The organism is Mesorhizobium sp. M0676 (assembly GCF_040320535.1).
GTDB lineage: Bacteria > Pseudomonadota > Alphaproteobacteria > Rhizobiales > Rhizobiaceae > Mesorhizobium.
The window spans coordinates 185,455-202,668 of the sequence record NZ_JAMYPU010000007.1 but is presented as its reverse complement, the minus strand read 5'-3'; the positions used below and the strand labels follow the sequence as shown (position 1 = coordinate 202,668).

The window sequence follows — 17,214 nt, the reverse complement described above, 5'->3', positions numbered from 1 at the left end:
CAGACCCATGTTCGGGACGAAATGGATTACGTGCGCCAGCGCCGCCCCGCGGTCTGGACGCCGAACAGCGACGGGTTGCGGGCATAGGCGGCAAGGCCCAGAAGCGCTGCCAGCGGGTGGGTGATGACATAGACCGGCATCGAGGCCATCAGCGCGCTGTGCGGCGCTTTGTCCTCGAAGGCGGCACGGAAACTGCCTTCCTTCAGTGCCGGAACGATCTTTTGCGCGATGCCGCCGGTCAAAAACACGCCGCCGCGGCTCATGAACACCAGCGCGAGGTCGCCGGCGGTGCGGCCGAGGCAGGTGACGAACAGCGCCAGCGCTTCCTCGGCAACCGGGTCGGTCTTGGCCAGCGCCGCCCCGGTGATTTCGGCCGGCGTGGTGAACGGCGCCGGCTTGCCGTCGGCCTTGGCGACCGCCCGGTAGACATTGACCAGACCGCGCCCGCACAGGATCTGCTCGCCCGAAATGCGGCCGTCCAGCTTTTCGATATGCGGGAACACCTCGAAATCGCGCGGCGTCCGCGGACCGATATCCATATGGCCGCCTTCGCCAGGCACCGGGATCCAGTGGTGGAGGGCATGAACCAACCCGGCGACGCCGAGGCCGGTGCCGGGGCCGAGCACGACGCGTCCGGCATTCTCCTCCGGCGTGCCGCCGCCGATCTTTTCCATATGCTCTTCGCCGAGCGCCACGACGGCCAGCGCCTGCGCCTCGAAATCGTTGAGCACGACGATGTCGCCCAGGCCCAGATTGGCAAACATCTGCTTCGGCTTCACCACCCAGGGACAGTTGGTAAGCGGGATCTCGTCGCCATCGACTGGTCCGGCGATCGCCAGCACTGCCGAATTCGGCCGGATGGACGATCGGTCGAGCACCGCCGCCTGGATCGCCTCGTCTATGGTGGCGAAATTGGCGGTTTGCACGATATGCGGCTCACCGGCTTCCGAATTTGCGTCGAGCACGATCGAAAAGCGCGCATTGGTGCCGCCGATGTCGCCGATCAGCACTGGAAACCGCAACGCGGTGTCGTCGTCGCCTGACATGCTCTTGCTCGTCCCCTTTGCGGCGCCGTTGCGACCGTTTCAATCGCCCGGTTTTTCAATCGCCCGGTGTTCAATCGCCCGGTGTTCAATCGATTGACTAGCGCATGGCCCCGGAAAGGGAAAGCGTCAGTTCGCCATCACTGTCCGACGTTTGCCGGCGGCCGTCGCCTTGGCAGGGGAATGCCGATCTCCGGCGTGGCGGTGAAGGCGTTGGCTGCGTTTGGCAAGCCGCCCGCATTGCCCGCAATAGGCGGAGGCGCGTCGGGTTCCGGCGCCCTGGCGGCGATCGGCACGCCGCCGCCGCGATAGGTGACGGCTTCGGCCGAGTCCGCGTCGGGCTGGTCAAGCACGAACTGGCATTGTTTCGGCAGGTTCGCCATCGTCATCAGGTCGCGCGCCTTGGGCGCATCCGGGTTCTTGTTGGGGCGCCACGGCTCCTCGGTAAACCACCAGGCCAGCGGCTTGCCGCAGCCGTCATCGTCGGGCGTCGCTTCCTGTCCCTTGCAGTTGGGCGAACCCGGCTGGCAGCCGATGCGGATGTGGAAATGATAGTCATGGCCCCAGAACGGCCGGATTTTTCTCAGCCAGGTACGGTCGCCGGTGACGGTGTCGCACAGCTTCTTCTTGATGCCTGGATTGACCAGGATGCGCTCGACTTCCGGATAGCTCGCGGCGCGCTTCAACAGCTTGGTATGTATCGGCTTCCACAGCCTGTCCTTCACCAGATGCGTCTTGTCGTCGACCATCAGCGTGGCGCTGATGTTTTCGCGCTCCTGGGTCGTAAGCTTGCGGTCGGGCATCGGCGTCAGCCAGATGTCGGCGTCGAGGCCGATCTGGTGCGAGGCGTGCCCGGTCAGCATCGGGCCGCCGCGCGGCTGCGAAATGTCGCCGATCAGAAGCCCCGGCCAGCCGTCGGCGGCGGCATCGCGCGACAGCTTCTCGATCAGCGCAATCATCGTTGGATGACCCCAGCGCCGGTTGCGCGAGGGACGCATCACCTCCCAGTTCTGGCCGTCCATCGGAATGGCGACGCCGCCGGTGAAGCAGCCCTTTGAATAGAAGCCGAAGGATTGCGCCGCAGCCACCGCCGGCAGCTTCTTGGCGCCGAACAGGTCTTTTGCCCGTGGCTCGGCCGTGATTGCGCCCGCCACCAGCCCGGCCAGCGCCACGATCGCCAGCGCCGCCGTCAGGAACGGCCGTCTGCCGGTCAAGGATCGCATCGAAATCGTCATGAACCCCACTGCAAAAGTCCGCAACACAATCGAATCATATCACCCTCGGGCTCGCGTTTCGATTATCAACCTTCATCGGGCTGCGCGGCTCGCCGTCGCGCCAGCTGCCGTCGGCCCACATCCGATCGAACGCCTGGCGGTAGTCCGGATAGCGGAACCGGTAGCCCGCTGCCTTGATCGCGGCGTTGGCGACGCGCTTGTTCTCGCCATAGAAGGACCGCGCCATGGGCGAAAGTTGGGCGGTCTCGAAAGGAATCTCCGGCGGCGGCTCGACGCCCATCAGCGAAGCGGCATAGGTGACGACATCCTGCGGCGGCGCCGGCTCGTCATCGGTGACGTTGAAAATGCCGCCTCTATTGCCGCCGATGAGGTGCCAGAGCGCACCGGCGATATCGTCGCAATGGATGCGGTTGAACACCTGGTCGGGCTTGACCAGCCGCCTGGCCGTGCCGTTTTCCAGATTGACCAGCGCGTTGCGTCCCGGCCCATAAATGCCGGAAAGCCGCAGGATCGCCACCGGCTTGCCGGTCTCGAGGCCAAGCTGCAGCCAGTCCCGCTCGGCCGCCACTCGCATCGACGAGCGTTTCGACACCGGCCGGCACTCGGCCGTTTCATCGACCCAGGCGCCGTCATAATTGCCATAGACGCCGACGGTCGAGAGATAGCCGATCCAGCGAAGCGCCGGCATCGCCTCGATCGCCTTGCGCGCGGCGAGAAGCACAGGGTCGCCGGCCTCCTCCGGTGCCACGGAGACGACGAGATGGGTGGTCTTTTCCAGCGCATCGCCGATTTCAGGGGCCAGGGCGCCGTCGAACAGCAGCGGCGCGATGCCGGCCTGCCGCAGCGCGTCGAATTTTTCCGATGAGCGCGTGGTGCCAAAAATGAGATTCGTGTGAAGAGGGACCCCCACCCTACCCCTCCCTACAAGGGGGAGGAAACGCTGCCGCGCGCTCTTACCGATCCCAGTCGCTGGGTCTGCCAATGTAGGCGCTTCCGCGAGTTCCCCTCCCCCTTGTGGGGAGGGGTTAGGGGTGGGGGTATTCGTAGTGCGCAAACCGTGCCAGCCCGCATTGGCCCGTGCAAAGGCTTTGCCCGAATAGCCGGCGCCGAAGATAAAAACCTGTTTTTCGCTCATGCGTGCGCCTCAATTGGCAATGCGGACAGCCATTCGCCCCGCACTGTCGTGTCGGTTTCAGTGTTCGAGTAGATCGCCGCCTGCCTGTTGAATTCGGCGGCCGGCACCAGCCGCGCCAGCGCCCAGATCGCCGCGCCGCGCACCAGCGGCGAGGCGTCGCCAAGGAGGGTGTGGACAGGGTCAGCCAGGAAAGTATCGCCGGAATTGCCGGCGGCAACCAGCACGTTGCGGACAAAGCGATCGCGGCCGATGCGCTTGATCGGCGAGCCGGAGAAAAAGGTCCGGAACGCCGTGTCGTCCAGCTGCAACAGCTCGCCCAGCGGCGGCTCGCGCAGTTCGTCGCGGGCAGCAAGCTTGGCTTCCGAAGCGGCGCGGGCAAACTTGTTCCACGGGCAGGCGGCGAGACAATCGTCGCAGCCATAGATGCGGTTGCCGATCTTTTCGCGGAATTCTTGCGGGATGGGCCCCTTGTTCTCGATGGTCAGGTAGGAGATGCAGCGCCTGGCATCGAGCCGATAGGGCGCCGGAAAGGCGTCGGTCGGGCAGGCGTCGAGACAGGCGCGGCAGGAACCGCAATGGTCTACCTCGGTCGCATCTGGCGTGAGCTCCGCTGTGGTGAAGATAGTTCCGAGAAACAGCCAGGAGCCGTGCTCGCGGCTGACCAGATTGGTGTGCTTGCCTTGCCAGCCGAGCCCGGCGGCCTCAGCCAGCGGCTTTTCCATCACGGGCGCCGTATCGACGAAAACCTTCACGTCGCCGCCGGCCCGCGCGACGATCTTGCCGGCGATCTCCTTCAGCCGGCCCTTCATCACTTCGTGATAGTCGCGGTTTTGCGCATAGACCGAGATCGCGCCGAGATCGCGCCTTGCCTGCAGCGCACGCGGATCGTGGTCGGGGCCGTAATTCATTGCCAGCACGATGATCGAGCGCACCTCGGGCCACAGCGTCGAAGGCTCGCTGCGGCGTTGGAGCGTCTCCGCAATCCAAGCCATCGAACCGTGAAAACCATCGGCGACGAATTCGGCCAATCTGGCCGGCGCCAGCGGGATCGCATCGGGCGTGGTGACGGCAACCGCATCGAAGCCGGCGCGCCGCGCCTCGGCGTCGATCAGCGCGCGCAGGGTTTGGCTTCTAGAAGTCGAGGTCCGCATAATGCGAAACCGGCGACAGGCCGCGAACCCGGTCGGAGAGCAGCGGCCGGAACGACGGCCGCGATTTCACCCGCGTGTACCATTCGCGCGCCGCGGCATGCTCGCGCCAGTCGATCTCGCCGAGATAATCCAGCACCGACAGCGTCGCGGCCGCCGCCAGGTCGGCATAGGTGACCTTGCTGCCGGCCAGCCAATGACGGGTGCCGGCCAGCCAGTTGGTGTATTTCATGTGCTGGCGAATGTTGGCGCGCGCTGCGCGGATCGCCGCCGAATCGGGGGAGCCGCCGCCCGCCGTTTCCGGCATCACCGGCTTCAGCACGCGCTCGCGCACCAGATGCCGGGTCACTTCGCCTTCGGCCTTGTTGAGATACCAGTCGGTCAGGCGGCGGATTTCGGCGCGCTGCATCGGGTCTTCGGCAAACAGGCGCTTGTCGCGCTTCAGGACACCACGTGTTTCGTCGAGATATTCAGCGATCACCATGGCGCCGACGATCGGCACGTCGCCTTCGGCCAGCAGGATAGGCAAGGTGCCGGCTGGGTTCAGCGCCAGAAACTCCTTGCGCCGCGTCCACGGTTTTTCCTCGATCAGCGCCAGCTCCTCGCCATATTCGCCGAAGGCGAGGCGCACGAAGCGGCAGGTGGCGAACATCGGGTGATGGAAAAGCGTCAGCATGATTCCGCGATATTAAGGCGCACTGGCGAATCGCCGTCCGCACCGGTAAGTCTTGGCGGCCCGTCATGCGGCCGTCACGGTGCTGCGACCTATAGGGGGACTTCCGCGCCGTGACAAGCAAGCCCTTTTGCCAGCCGTTTCCTTCCGTCCCTTGAATGCCGAGGTTGCCATATGGATAGCCATACCATTGTCGAAGCCCTGCTGCTCGGCCTGCTGGAGGGGCTGACCGAGTTCATCCCGGTCTCCTCGACCGGCCATATCCTGCTCGCCGGCCATTTCCTCGGCTTCCATTCCACCGGCAAGGCGTTCGAGATCCTGATCCAGCTGGGCGCCATCCTGGCGATCCTCAGCGTCTATTTCCGCCGCCTGTGGCAGATGCTGCTCGACCTGCCGCATGACCGGCTGACGCGGCATTTCGTCATCGGCATCCTGATTGCCTTTCTGCCGGCCGCCATCATCGGCGCGCTGGCGCATGATTTCATCAAGACGGTGCTGTTCGAATCGCCAAGGCTGATCTGCATCATGCTGATCATCGGCGGCGTCGTGCTGTTGGTAGTCGACCGCATGAAGCTGCAGCCGGTCTACCGTGACGTCGAGCGCTTCCCGACAAGGCTTTATTTGCAGATCGGCCTGTTCCAGTGCCTGTCGCTGATCCCCGGCACGTCGCGCTCCGGTTCGACCATCGTCGGCGCGCTGCTGCTGGGCGTCGACAAGCGCGCGGCGGCGGAATTCTCCTTCTTCCTCGCCATCCCGACCATGGTCGGCGCCTTCGCCTTCGATCTGTTCAAGAACCGCAACGTGCTGAGCAGCGCCGACCTGCCGATCATCGCTATCGGCTTCATCGCCGCCTTCCTTACCGCGCTGATCGTCGTCCGCTTCCTGCTCGATTACGTCTCGCGCAACGGCTATTCGCTGTTCGGCTGGTGGCGCCTGGTCGTGGGTGGCGTCGGGCTGGTGGCGTTGATGATCTGGGGGTGAGCTTTACCCTCCCCCTTGTGGGGGTCCGAAGGACGGGCGAGACAGGCGGCTCGCCCCGGTCAGTCGATCCGCAAAGCGGATCGGGGTGGGGGCGCCACACCCCCGCCCCGTTTCGCCAACGACGCTTCGCGTCGCTTGCTCACCGACCCTCCCCACAAGGGGGAGGGTAAAGGCCGCTAACTCCTCCCATAAAACGCGTTCTCGACATGCACCGGCCAGCGCCAGGGCAGCACCGCAATCATGTCGAAGCGCATCGACAATCTGCCGTAGTCCGGCTGCCGCGACAGCCAGATGTCGGCGGCGCCTTCGATGCGGCGCTCCGATTCGTGGCCGATCGCCTCCATCGCTTCCATCAGCGTGCGCCGCGCCTTGACCTCGACGAACAGCACCAGGTCGCCGCGCCTGGCGATCAGGTCGATCTCGCCGAAGCGGGTGCGATGCCGGCGGGCGAGGATGCGATAACCTTTCAGCATCAGCGCCGCTGCCGCCAGCCACTCGCCGCGATGGCCGCGCCGATAGGCTTTTTGGCGGCTGGCGGCCGGGCGCTCAGCCACCTTCGCCTTCTCCAACCGCATCCCTGAGTTCCAGCAGCCGGCGGTAGAGCGACTGCTTCTGCCCGCCTGTCATCTTCGCCGCTTCCGCCGCCGCCTTGGACGCCGGCATTTCGGCGGCCAGCGACAGCAGCAGCCTGTCGATGTCGGCGGGTTGGCCGGCCTTGATCTCGGCGGGCCCGACGCAGATGACGATCTCGCCCTTCGGCGTGTCAGCCGCCGCATAGTGGTCGGCCAGCGCCTGCAGCGTTCCCGTCCGCATCTCTTCAAAAGTCTTGGTCAGCTCGCGGCCGATGGCGGCCTTGCGCCCACCACCCAGCGCCTCGACCATCGCAAGCAGCGTATCGGCCAGCCGGCGTGGCGACTCGAAGAAGATCAGCGTTGCCGGCACCGCCCTGAACGTTTCGAGCTTTGTCAGCCGCTGCCCAGATTTCACCGGCAGAAACCCCGCAAACAGGAAGGCGTCGGACGGCAGGCCCGACGCCGTCAGCGCCGCCAGCGGCGCCGATGGGCCGGGGATCGGCACCACGCGCAGGCCGCGCTCCAGCGCTTCGCCGACCAGCCGGTAGCCTGGGTCGGAGATCAGCGGCGTGCCGGCATCCGAAATCAGCGCCACGCTCTGCCCGGCCTCGAGTGCCGCGATCAGCTTCGGTCCGGCCTCGCCGGCATTGTGTTCATGATAGGCCGTGGTGCGGCGGCGGATGCCGTAGCGGTCGAGCAGCACGCGCGAGACGCGGGTGTCCTCGCAGGCGACGACGTCGGCGGCCGCCAGCGTTTCCAGCGCGCGCAGCGTGATGTCGGAGAGATTGCCGATCGGCGTCGCCACCAGATACAGCGCCGGCGCCAGCGGCCGGACTGCGGTCTCGGTCTGCCCGATCACATAGCTGCGTTTCTCGCCGGTCACCGGGTCTCTCCATTTCGCCCTGTTTGGCATGGCGCGCGCCGGGTTGCAAAACTCCCGAACGTCGGGCCAAACCTGACGCCGATGTAACCGGCGGCCATGTCTTTGCCACAGTGGGGAACGAAAGCGTGGCTGGCGGATTGAATACCTGAATCTCTTGAGGAGGAGGACAGGATGGACAGCCTGGAATTGCAGGATGTTTTCGAGCCCTACTATGCCGGGCGCAACCGCGTGCCCGCGCCAAAGGGCAAGCGTGCGCTCGCCGAGAGCGACACCGGCCTGACCAGTCGGGCGGCCACCGCCTTGCCGACGAATGTCAGGCTTTCGGACAACAAACCGGACAGCACGACGGAGCACTGACCGTACGATGCCCAATCGTTTCGATATCTTCATCACCCGTCTTGAAACGAAGAGCGCCCGCGAAGGCGCGCCGCCGCATCCGATGAACGACCAGAACAGCGTCCGCCGGGACAAGAGCGACGCCAAGCCGGCCCGGACCGGAGAGGCGCATGCCGAGAAACACCGCGGCAAGCGCCGCTTCAAGCACGACGCTTGACGAAGAGCACGTTTTTCAAAGGCGTTATCGCGCCAAATCCGCCACCACGGCATCGAGCACGATCATGCCGGCTGGCGTGGCGCGTAGCCTGGCATTGCCGATCGGCGCCACCAGCCCCTCATCCTGCAGCACGGTCAGCCGGGCGCTCGACAGGCCGCGCCCGGAAAACGCCTCGTAGCGGGAAAGGTCGATGCCTTCGGCCAACCTCAGCCCCATCAGCAGGAACTCGTCGGCCTCTTCGGAGCGCGTCAGGATCTCGCCGCCGGTGACGCCATGGCCCCTGGCCTCCACCAGATTGGCCCAGGTCTCCGGCATCCGCTCGGCGATCGTCACAACACGGTGGCCGTTCTCGATAAAGCGGCCATGCGCGCCCGGTCCGACGCCGACATATTCGCCATACCGCCAATAGGTCAGATTGTGCCGGCTCTCGGCGCCCGGCCTGGCGTGGTTGGAAATCTCATAGGCCGGCAGGCCATGCGCCGCGGTGACCTCCTGAGTCAGCGCATAGAGATCGGCGGCCCGATCATTGTCGGGAACGGTAAACTTGTGCGCCGCATGCAGCGCATGGAACGGCGTGCCTTCCTCGATGGTCAGCTGGTAGAGCGACAGATGGTCGGCGGCATGGCCGATCGCCTGTTCGAGCTCCGCCTGCCAGTCGTCCAGCGTCTGGCGGGGGCGGGCGTAGATCAGGTCGAAGGAGAGTCTTGGGAATATGTCCCGTGCCAGCCCGATGGCATGCAGCGCCTCGTCGACATTGTGCAGTCGGCCGAGAAAGCGCAGATCCTTGTCGTTCAGCGCCTGCACGCCGAGCGAGACGCGGTTGACGCCGGCGGCTCGGTAGCCGCGAAAGCGCTCGGCCTCGACCGAGGATGGATTGGCCTCCAGCGTCACCTCGATGCCGTCGGGCACCGTCCAGTTCTTCGCCACGGCGTCCAGCACCGCCGCCACCGTCTGCGGCTGCATCAGCGACGGTGTGCCGCCGCCGAGAAAGATGCTGGTCACCTCGCGCGCCCCGGTCCGCTCGCGCATCGTCTTCAGCTCGGTCTCGAAGGCGCGGGCAAAGCGCTCCTGGTCGACCGGCTGGTGACGGACATGGCTGTTGAAGTCGCAATACGGGCATTTGGCCGCGCAGAACGGCCAGTGGATGTAGACGCCGAAGCCCGGGCTGCGGTCCAGCGACATTAAGCTGAGCCTAACCTGGCGCGGGCGAATTTCTGGAAGGCGCGGGCGCGGTGCGACAGCGACGTCGGCTGACCGGGCTTCCAGCCGTGTTTTTCCTCAGCGCTCATCTCGCCGAACGTCTTTTCGAAACCGTCGGGCAAAAACACCGGGTCGTAGCCGAAGCCGAGTTCGCCGCGCGGCGGCCACACCAGCGTTCCCTCAGCCTCGCCGCGATAATATTCAGCCTCGCCATTGGGGAAGGCCAGGCAGATGACGGCGACGAACCGCCCCTTGCGCTGCGCTGGCTCGGCGGCGCCGACCTCCTGCAAGGCCACTTCGGTGCGCTGCATGGCCATGCCGAAGTCGCGGCTGCCATCGGGAGCTTCGGCCCAATTGGCGGTGTAGACGCCGGGAGCGCCGTCGAGCGCGTCGACGCACAGGCCCGAATCGTCCGACAGCGCCGGCAGGCCGGTCGCCTTAGCCGCGGCGAAGGCCTTGATGTAGGCGTTTTCCTCGAAGGTGGTGCCGGTCTCCTCCGGTTCCGGCAGGCCGTAGTCCTTGGCCGACTTCGCCTCGAAGCCGAACGGACCCATCAAGTCGGCGAATTCGCGCAGCTTGCCTTCATTGTGGCTGGCAACGACGATCTTCTTTCCATCGAGAGAATGCATCAAAGGCCCCAGATCCTTGGCTCGGCGAATTCGATCGAATTGCCCGAGGGGTCGCGTATGTAGATCGAGCGCCCGCCCTGCGGCCATTCGAATTCGCTTTCGATGGCGATGTTTTTCGCCTCAAGTTGCGCCTTCCACTGTGCGAGTTCATCCGCACTTGCGGCAAAGCAGAGATGGCCCTCGCCGACCGTGCCATGTGGCGGCACTTTCAGCCGCGCATCGGGCGCCGGCGGGATTTTGGTGGCTTCGGCGTTGAAGACCAGCAGCACGCCCGGGCCGCAGCGGAAGAAGAGATGGCGGCCGTCGACCTTGCCGAGGAGAGGGAGGCCGAGGACGTTGGAGTAGAAGGCTTCGGCAGCGGCGAGATCCGTGACGTAAAGCGCTGACTCAAGAATAGCGGAGGGTTGCATCAGGCACCCCCCTCTGCCCTGCCGGGCATCTCCCCCGCAAGGGGGGAGATTGGCAGTTCCGCTGGCGGCGTCTCAACGTTGATGGTTGGCGAAAACGGTAGCGACCTCTGATCTCCCCCCTTGCGGGGGAGATGGCCGGCAGGCCAGAGGGGGGTGTGAAGGATCGCCGACGTCATCACGTTAAATTCAATCAGGCCACAGCCATCTGCTGCAAGCTCACCAGCCGCTGAATGCCCTTCTTTGCCAGGCCCATCAGCTCCGCGAACTGCCCTTCCGAGAACGGCTCGCCCTCGGCGGTGCCCTGGATCTCGACGATGCCGCCCTTGCCGGTCATGACGAAATTGGCGTCGGTGCCGGCAGATGAATCCTCGATATAGTCGAGGTCGATGACCGGCTGGCCGTCATGGATGCCGCAGGAAATTGCCGCGACATGGTCCTTCAGCACCTTGGCAACACTGGCCATCTGCCGCGCTTCCATCCAGCGCAGGCAATCGTAGAGCGCCACCCAGCCGCCGGTGATCGAGGCCGTGCGGGTGCCGCCATCGGCCTGGATGACGTCGCAGTCGACGGTGATCTGCTGTTCGCCCAGTGCCTGCAGGTCGACAACGGCGCGCAAGGAGCGGCCGATCAGCCGCTGGATTTCCAGCGTGCGGCCGCCTTGCTTGCCGGCCGAGGCTTCACGGCGCATGCGCTCGCCGGTCGAACGCGGCAGCATGCCGTATTCCGCCGTCACCCAGCCCTTGCCGGAATTGCGCATCCAGCCTGGCACCTTTTCCTCCAGGCTTGCCGTGCACAACACATGCGTGTCGCCGAATTTCACCAGGCACGAGCCTTCGGCGTGTTTGGAGACGCCGCGCTCGAACGAGATGGCGCGCATTTCGTCGGCTTGGCGTTTGGAAGGGCGCATCGAGGCCTCTTTCTGTTCTTTTACGGTTGCGTCGGCGGCTTGTAGACGCATGCAGCCCATGGCGCAAAGGAAAAGGCCGGGCGATCTGGCACAGACGCCGGGTTGCGCGGGGGCGATGGAAGTCTATATCCTTGAGCCGGAGGTTTTTGGCTCGAATGACCAAGGCAGTCACCGAACCCAGTCTGCTGGCGCCCGCGCTGCAATCGCTCGACATGCGTTCGCGCGACATTTTCCGGCGCATCGTCGAATCCTATCTGAAGGACGGTGAGCCTGTGGGATCGCGCAGCCTGTCGCGCATCCTGCCGTCGTCGCTGTCGCCGGCCACCATCCGCAACGTGATGAGCGACCTCGAGCATCTCGGCCTGATCTATGCCCCGCACATCTCGGCCGGGCGCCTGCCGACCCAGACCGGCCTGCGCTTCTTCGTCGATGCCTTCATGGAGCTTGGCGATCTCTCCGACGAGGAACGCCGGGTCATCGAGGCGCAGGTGCGCGCCTCCGGCTCGGGCGCGACGCTGGAACACATGCTGACCGAGGCCAGCCAGATGCTGTCGGGCATGTCGCGCGGCGCCGGCCTAGTGCTCGCCACCAAGAACGAGGTGGCGCTGAAGCACATCGAGTTCATCCAGCTCGAGCCGACCAAGGCGCTGGCGGTGATGGTGTCGCAGAATGGCGATGTCGAGAACCGCGTCGTCGACCTGCCGGCCGGCATCACCGTCTCGCAGCTGCACGAGGCCTCCAACTTCCTCAACGCCCATATCAGGGGCCGCACGCTCGCCGAGGCGCGCATCGAGATCGCCCGCATCAAGGACGAGACCAGGGCAGCGCTGGACACGCTGTCGCAGGATCTGGTCGAGAAAGGCCTGGCGGTGTGGGCCGGCGCCGATAGCGGCCTGCCGGCGCGCCTTATCGTGCGCGGCCGCGCCAATTTGCTCGAAAACGTCACCGCCCAGGCCGATATCGAATTGCTGCGCCACCTGTTCGAGGATCTGGAGACGCAGGACGGGCTGATCCAGCTGCTCGACCTCGCCGAGGACGGCCCCGGCGTGCGGATCTTCATCGGCTCGGAAAACAAGCTGTTCTCGCTCTCCGGCTCGTCGCTGGTCGTGGCGCCTTACCGCGACAAGGACGCCCGCGTCGTCGGCGCGCTCGGCGTCATCGGCCCGACCAGGCTGAATTATGCCCGCATCGTGCCTATGGTCGACTACACTGCGCAATTGATTACCCGGATGTTAAGATAATTCGAAAGCCGGGATCACCGTAAAGGAGGGCGCAGAATGGCGCTTGAATCGTTCAAGGCCCAGATCAGCATGCTGCTCGAAGAAATGGTCAACCAGCCGGAGGACGAGCACGAAATCCAGGAGCAGCTGCGCGAAAAACTGCGCGAAATGCGCGCCATGGGCTTGCCGCTGCCGGAAGATCTCGTCGCATTGGAAAAGCGTCTCGACGACGATCTCGACGTCGAAGAGGAAAGTTGAGCGGTTCTCTCGTCGAATCTGCGCGCGCGCACGCTTCTCTTTTGCGGCGGCCGCACAATATCTCCCTTGTGCATGACGCGCCGACCGGCGCGAGTTCGAGGAGAACAGCATGATCCGGATTGCCGGCTTGGCAGGCCTTGCCCTGCTTCTGGCCACCAGCGCCTTCGCCCAGGAGGCCGATCAACCGCTGCTGACCGGCAAAGACGCTTTCGGCGACTGGACGGCTGACAAGCCAGGTGTGCGCCGGCTGATCAAGCCGGATGATCTGCAAAAGCCCAACATCACCGAATCCGCCTCCAACAGCGCCGGCCTTGGCGATCGGCCCGAGGGCGCGAAGCCCGTCCTGCTGCCTGGGTTTTCGGCCGAACTGGTTGCTTCCGGCATTTCCAATCCGCGGGTCGTGCGCGTGGCGCCGAACGGCGACCTGTTCGTCGCCGACAGTGACGCCAACCAGATCCGCGTCTATCGGCTGGCCAAGGGTAGCGCGAAGCCGGCCGAAGAGGGCATTTTTGCCGACAATCTCAACCAGCCTTATGGCATCGCCTTCTACCCGCCTGGCGACAAGCCGCAATGGGTCTACGTCGCCAACAACGACAGCGTGGTCCGCTACGCCTATCGCGACGGCGACCTTAAAGCCTCCGGCGAACCGGAGACGATTGTCTCCGACATCCCTACCGGCGGCCACTGGACCCGCGATATCGCCTTCTCGCCGGACGGGAAGACGCTGTATCTCTCGGTCGGCTCCGGATCGAACGTCGCGGAGGGCATGCAGAAGGCACCGAAGGGCGGCCTTGGCGCCTGGGCAAAATCACAGCCACTCGGCGCCACCTGGGGTTCCGAGGATGGCCGTGCCGACGTGCTGGCCTTCGGCCCCGACGGCAAGAATGGCCGCATCCTCGCTACCGGCCTGCGCAATTGTTCGGGCATGACCGTGCAACCGGCCACCGGCGCGCTGTGGTGTGTCGTCAACGAGCGCGACGGTCTCGGCGACGATGTGCCGTTCGAATATGCCACCTCAGTCAAGGATGGCGCCTTCTATGGCTGGCCCTGGTATTATATCGGCGCCAACGAGGACCCGCGTCACGAGGGCGCGCGCCCAGACCTCGCCGGCTCCGTCACCGTGCCCGACGTGCTGATGCAGGCGCATTCGGCGCCGCTCAACGTCGCCTTCTATGACGGCGGCAATTTCCCGGCAGAGTACAAGGGTGACGCCTTCGTCGCCCTGCACGGCTCCTGGAACCGTGGTATGAGGACCGGCTACAAGGTGGTGCGGCTGAGATTCAGCGACGGCAAGCCGACCGGCGAGTACCAGGATTTCATCACCGGCTTCGTCCTCTCCGACGACGCCGTCTGGGGCCGGCCGGTCGGCGTCGCGGTGGCCAAGGACGGCGCGCTTATCGTCACCGAGGATGGCAACGGCACCATCTGGCGCATCACCCATGTCGACGGCCCGTCCTGAGCCGGCGAACTGCGCAACCGGCCCTAATGTACGTCCCGATGGATCACCTTGGGATAGGTATGGATCACCTCGGCCGATGAGACACGGTCATCGAAACCGGTATCCCTGAGATTGAAGAGGCCGACCGAGCCGAAGGACTTCTTCGCCCCTTGCGCGAAGCGGCCGTCGCTGAAATCGTGTTCGTAAAGCGTCACCGTGACGTGGCCGGCATTGAGCTTCGGCACGTAAACACTGCTGATGGTGTCGTTGGCGACGCCAAGCTGGTTGACGTTGAAGCGATAGAGGTCCTGCACCATGCGCCGGGCCGCATTGCCAATGATCATCCAGTATTCGCGGCGCGAAGCGCGGTTCGGGTCGATGAGTTTGAGCGGCGCCTTGCGGCCAAGCCCGAGCCAGTGCTCGAACACCATCACATTGGCGCCCCAGGGATAGGGATAATTGGACTTGTCGATGATGCGTGGCGGGCCATCCTCGGCAATCTCGGCGGTATCGACATAATCCAGCCATTGCAGCTGGAACGACGCTTCCACGTTGAGGTCGGTATTGCGCGGATCGGCAGCAATGATGCGCCAGTCCGAGACCGGCGAATATTTGGTGTCGAGGTCGATGTAGAATTCGCCTTTGGCGGTGTCGTCGGGGTTTATCTTTTGCGGTCCGTCACGCTCGATCGCCACCAGCCGCACCTTGAAGCGGTTGTTGACGACCAGCGGATAGATCATCGGACGAACGGGGTAGGCGCCAGGGTTCCGGCTGTCGGTAAAATATCCAGTCTGCGGAACGACATCGCTATCGCCCTTGTCGAACAGGCTGAAAGCCTGACGCCCATCGAACCACAGATACCATTCCAGCTCGTGGACGTGACCGCGTGCTTCGGAATAGTTGTTGGGCATCCACTTCATGAGCTGGATGTGAAGTCTTTTGGCTAACATGGGTGCTCCTGCCGTTCGGAGCCATGCGAGATAGCCGACCGCCTTCGGGGCGTAAGTGAACCATCTCTCGCTTTCAGGCGAGGATGACCGGCTTTCATGTCCTGCTTGGCGCAATCGAATCCGTTTTGCCGTTGCAGGCTTTCATGGCATCAGAGCGGCTCAGGAGGTGCGACCGTCATGACCCTCACCGGCTTCCTTGCCTATAGTGCTGCGCTGGGCATCGCCGCCGCCATTCCCGGGCCCGGCGTCACCGCGCTTGTGGCGCGGGCGCTCGGATCCGGCTTCCGCTCGTCGCTGGCGATGTCGTTCGGCCTGATGCTCGGCGACCTCATTTATCTCACCGCGGTGGTGCTCGGCCTTGCCTTTGTCGCGCAAAGCTTCGGCATGGTGTTTCTCGCCATCAAATGGCTGGGCGTCTCCTATCTCGCCTTCCTCGGCTGGCGTTTCTGGACGGCCGGGATCACGCCCGAGACTGTCGAGGCCAGGAAAGGCAAGGGCGGCCTGGTATCGAGCTTCCTTGCCGGCCTCACCGTCACGCTGGGCAACCCGAAAACGATGATCTTCTACCTCGCCATCACGCCGACCATCGTCGACCTGAAGACCATCACGCTCGCCGACTACGGCATCCTGGTCGCGCTCACCGTTATCGTGCTCTTTGTGGTGCTGGTGCCCTATCTTGCGCTGGCCGCCAAGGCGCGCTGGTTCCTGAAATCGCCACGCGCGCTGAAGGCGCTGAACCGCACCGCCGCCGGCTTCATGGTGGGCGCGGCCGCTGCCATTGCCGCACGTCAGTAGATCGGTTCAGGCCCATCCATTCCGCCGATCGGTCCATCCGGAAAATGCGGCTTGAGGAGACAAGCGTTTTCAGCAAGCGGCCCACTCGATATTTTCGGCCGGCAGCCTATCTTGCGCGGGCGAAAGCCCTATTCTGTCCGCCGACGCCAATTGCCTGATCTGATTTGGGAGCGAAACCAATGAACAAGCCTTCCGCGCGCGCGCCCGGCCGCGGCCGTGTCTACAACTCGATCACCGAGACGATCGGCGACACGCCGCTGGTGCGGCTCGACAAGTTCGCCAAGGAGAAGGGCGTCGTTGCCAACCTTCTTGCCAAGCTCGAATTCTTCAATCCGATCGCCTCGGTCAAGGACCGCATCGGCGTTTCCATGATCGAGGCGCTGGAAGCGTCGGGCCGGATCAAACCCGGCAAGACGACGCTGATCGAGCCGACCTCGGGGAATACCGGCATCGCGCTCGCCTTCGCCGCCGCCGCCAAGGGCTACAAGCTGATCCTGACCATGCCCGAAACCATGTCGGTGGAGCGCCGCAAGATGCTGGCGCTGCTCGGCGCCGAACTGGTGCTGACGGAAGGGCCGAAAGGCATGAAGGGCGCCATCGCCAAGGCCGACGAACTGGCCGCCACCCTGCCTGACGCCGTCATCCCGCAGCAGTTCGAAAACCCGGCTAATCCGGAGATCCACCGCCGCACCACCGCCGAGGAGATCTGGAACGACACCGATGGCGGGGTCGACATCTTCGTCGCCGGCATCGGTACCGGCGGCACCATCACCGGCGTCGGACAGGTGCTGAAGCAACGCAAGCCCTCGGTGCATGTCGTCGCCGTCGAGCCGGAGGCCTCGCCGGTGCTGTCGGGCGGCCAGCCCGGCCCGCACAAGATCCAGGGCATCGGCGCCGGCTTTGCGCCCAAGATCCTCGACACCTCGATCTATGACGAGATCGTCAAGGTCTCCAACGAGGATTCGGTCGCCAACGCCCGCCTCGTCGCCCGCCTTGAAGGCGTGCCGGTCGGCATCTCGTCGGGCGCTGCCTTGCAGGCCGCCATCGCCGTCGGGTCCCGGCCGGAGAACAAGGGCAAGAACCTAGTGGTGATCATCCCGTCCTTCGCCGAGCGCTATCTGTCGACGATCCTGTTCGACGGGCTGGGGGCTTAACGTCTTAACTGGATAGGCGGCGATCCTTCG

The 17,214-nt window shown here is 64.8% G+C and carries 20 protein-coding genes; 8 read left to right on the top strand and 12 right to left on the bottom strand.

The genetic code is table 11. The features are described 5' to 3' along the window. Nucleotides 1-26 precede the first annotated feature (26 nt). The 5 genes from NKI35_RS10305 to NKI35_RS10285 all read right to left on the bottom strand — a co-directional run bounded on the left by NKI35_RS10305 (nucleotide 27) and on the right by NKI35_RS10285 (nucleotide 5,237). Entirely contained in the window at nucleotides 27-1,046 is a 1,020-nt protein-coding gene (locus NKI35_RS10305; protein WP_352519098.1) for a glucokinase, read from the bottom strand. A gap of 137 nt (nucleotides 1,047-1,183) precedes the next feature. After that, complete coding sequence (gene mepA, locus NKI35_RS10300) at nucleotides 1,184-2,266, bottom strand: penicillin-insensitive murein endopeptidase (protein WP_373420153.1); 1,083 nt, start codon at nucleotides 2,264-2,266, stop codon at nucleotides 1,184-1,186. 46 nt (nucleotides 2,267-2,312) lie between these two features. Then, nucleotides 2,313-3,413, bottom strand: coding sequence for an SDR family oxidoreductase (locus tag NKI35_RS10295; RefSeq protein ID WP_502897133.1), 1,101 nt, complete (start codon nucleotides 3,411-3,413; stop codon nucleotides 2,313-2,315). Then, nucleotides 3,410-4,564: a tRNA epoxyqueuosine(34) reductase QueG gene (queG, locus tag NKI35_RS10290; RefSeq protein WP_352739845.1), complete on the bottom strand. Its 1,155-nt coding sequence runs from the start codon at nucleotides 4,562-4,564 to the stop codon at nucleotides 3,410-3,412. The genes NKI35_RS10295 and queG overlap by 4 nt, the downstream gene beginning before the upstream one ends. Further along, complete coding sequence (locus NKI35_RS10285; protein ID WP_023728745.1) at nucleotides 4,545-5,237, bottom strand: glutathione S-transferase family protein; 693 nt, start codon at nucleotides 5,235-5,237, stop codon at nucleotides 4,545-4,547. Before NKI35_RS10285 ends, queG begins: the two co-directional genes overlap by 20 nt. A gap of 171 nt (nucleotides 5,238-5,408) precedes the next feature. Between NKI35_RS10285 and NKI35_RS10280 the strand changes: the two genes are divergently transcribed. Continuing rightward, nucleotides 5,409-6,215 carry an undecaprenyl-diphosphate phosphatase gene (locus tag NKI35_RS10280; RefSeq protein WP_352739843.1) on the top strand — a complete coding sequence of 269 codons (807 nt, stop codon included), beginning with the start codon at nucleotides 5,409-5,411 and terminating at the stop codon, nucleotides 6,213-6,215. A 176-nt stretch (nucleotides 6,216-6,391) separates the two neighbouring features. Here NKI35_RS10280 and NKI35_RS10275 read toward each other — a convergent pair whose 3' ends face one another. Together NKI35_RS10275 and rsmI are read right to left on the bottom strand one after the other, a co-directional pair. Next, a complete protein-coding gene (locus NKI35_RS10275) occupies nucleotides 6,392-6,769 on the bottom strand; it encodes a YraN family protein (protein ID WP_023745884.1) in 378 nt (125 codons plus the stop codon). Then, complete coding sequence (gene rsmI / locus NKI35_RS10270) at nucleotides 6,762-7,670, bottom strand: 16S rRNA (cytidine(1402)-2'-O)-methyltransferase (protein WP_352739841.1); 909 nt, start codon at nucleotides 7,668-7,670, stop codon at nucleotides 6,762-6,764. Before rsmI ends, NKI35_RS10275 begins: the two co-directional genes overlap by 8 nt. A gap of 171 nt (nucleotides 7,671-7,841) precedes the next feature. Between rsmI and NKI35_RS10265 the strand changes: the two genes are divergently transcribed. Together NKI35_RS10265 and NKI35_RS10260 are read left to right on the top strand one after the other, a co-directional pair. Then, nucleotides 7,842-8,027 (top strand): hypothetical protein, encoded by a 186-nt coding sequence (locus NKI35_RS10265; RefSeq protein WP_023681229.1) that lies wholly within the window; start codon nucleotides 7,842-7,844, stop codon nucleotides 8,025-8,027. A gap of 7 nt (nucleotides 8,028-8,034) precedes the next feature. Beyond that, nucleotides 8,035-8,223: a hypothetical protein gene (locus tag NKI35_RS10260; protein ID WP_023672058.1), complete on the top strand. Its 189-nt coding sequence runs from the start codon at nucleotides 8,035-8,037 to the stop codon at nucleotides 8,221-8,223. A 24-nt stretch (nucleotides 8,224-8,247) separates the two neighbouring features. On the opposite strand, the gene hemW is transcribed toward NKI35_RS10260, so the two are convergent. The 4 genes from hemW to rph form a co-directional block, all read right to left on the bottom strand. Next, on the bottom strand, nucleotides 8,248-9,405 hold the full coding sequence (gene hemW / locus NKI35_RS10255) for a radical SAM family heme chaperone HemW (protein WP_352739840.1): 1,158 nt from the start codon (nucleotides 9,403-9,405) through the stop codon (nucleotides 8,248-8,250). Further along, nucleotides 9,405-10,052 (bottom strand): RdgB/HAM1 family non-canonical purine NTP pyrophosphatase, encoded by a 648-nt coding sequence (rdgB, locus tag NKI35_RS10250; RefSeq protein ID WP_023698064.1) that lies wholly within the window; start codon nucleotides 10,050-10,052, stop codon nucleotides 9,405-9,407. The genes hemW and rdgB overlap by 1 nt, the downstream gene beginning before the upstream one ends. After that, nucleotides 10,052-10,462, bottom strand: a complete 411-nt coding sequence (locus NKI35_RS10245; protein ID WP_023698063.1) for a VOC family protein — start codon at nucleotides 10,460-10,462, stop codon at nucleotides 10,052-10,054. The genes rdgB and NKI35_RS10245 overlap by 1 nt, the downstream gene beginning before the upstream one ends. A gap of 190 nt (nucleotides 10,463-10,652) precedes the next feature. Next, a complete protein-coding gene (gene rph / locus NKI35_RS10240; protein ID WP_023672052.1) occupies nucleotides 10,653-11,369 on the bottom strand; it encodes a ribonuclease PH in 717 nt (238 codons plus the stop codon). Between the two features lie 155 nt (nucleotides 11,370-11,524). Here rph and hrcA point away from each other — a divergent pair, with 155 nt between their 5' ends. The 3 genes from hrcA (at nucleotide 11,525) to NKI35_RS10225 (ending at nucleotide 14,306) form a co-directional block, all read left to right on the top strand. After that, complete coding sequence (hrcA, locus tag NKI35_RS10235; RefSeq protein WP_023681233.1) at nucleotides 11,525-12,610, top strand: heat-inducible transcriptional repressor HrcA; 1,086 nt, start codon at nucleotides 11,525-11,527, stop codon at nucleotides 12,608-12,610. Nucleotides 12,611-12,646: 36 nt separating this feature from the next. After that, entirely contained in the window at nucleotides 12,647-12,847 is a 201-nt protein-coding gene (locus NKI35_RS10230) for a hypothetical protein (protein WP_023672050.1), read from the top strand. A gap of 109 nt (nucleotides 12,848-12,956) precedes the next feature. After that, entirely contained in the window at nucleotides 12,957-14,306 is a 1,350-nt protein-coding gene (locus tag NKI35_RS10225) for a PQQ-dependent sugar dehydrogenase (RefSeq protein WP_352739837.1), read from the top strand. Between the two features lie 23 nt (nucleotides 14,307-14,329). Here the strand turns inward: NKI35_RS10225 and NKI35_RS10220 are convergent, their stop codons facing one another. Further along, nucleotides 14,330-15,235, bottom strand: a complete 906-nt coding sequence (locus NKI35_RS10220; protein WP_352739835.1) for a hypothetical protein — start codon at nucleotides 15,233-15,235, stop codon at nucleotides 14,330-14,332. Between the two features lie 177 nt (nucleotides 15,236-15,412). Here NKI35_RS10220 and NKI35_RS10215 point away from each other — a divergent pair, with 177 nt between their 5' ends. Further along, entirely contained in the window at nucleotides 15,413-16,030 is a 618-nt protein-coding gene (locus NKI35_RS10215; protein ID WP_023672046.1) for a LysE family translocator, read from the top strand. Nucleotides 16,031-16,209: 179 nt separating this feature from the next. Further along, nucleotides 16,210-17,184 carry a cysteine synthase A gene (gene cysK / locus NKI35_RS10210; protein ID WP_023681236.1) on the top strand — a complete coding sequence of 325 codons (975 nt, stop codon included), beginning with the start codon at nucleotides 16,210-16,212 and terminating at the stop codon, nucleotides 17,182-17,184. The last annotated feature ends 30 nt before the right edge of the window (nucleotides 17,185-17,214 follow it).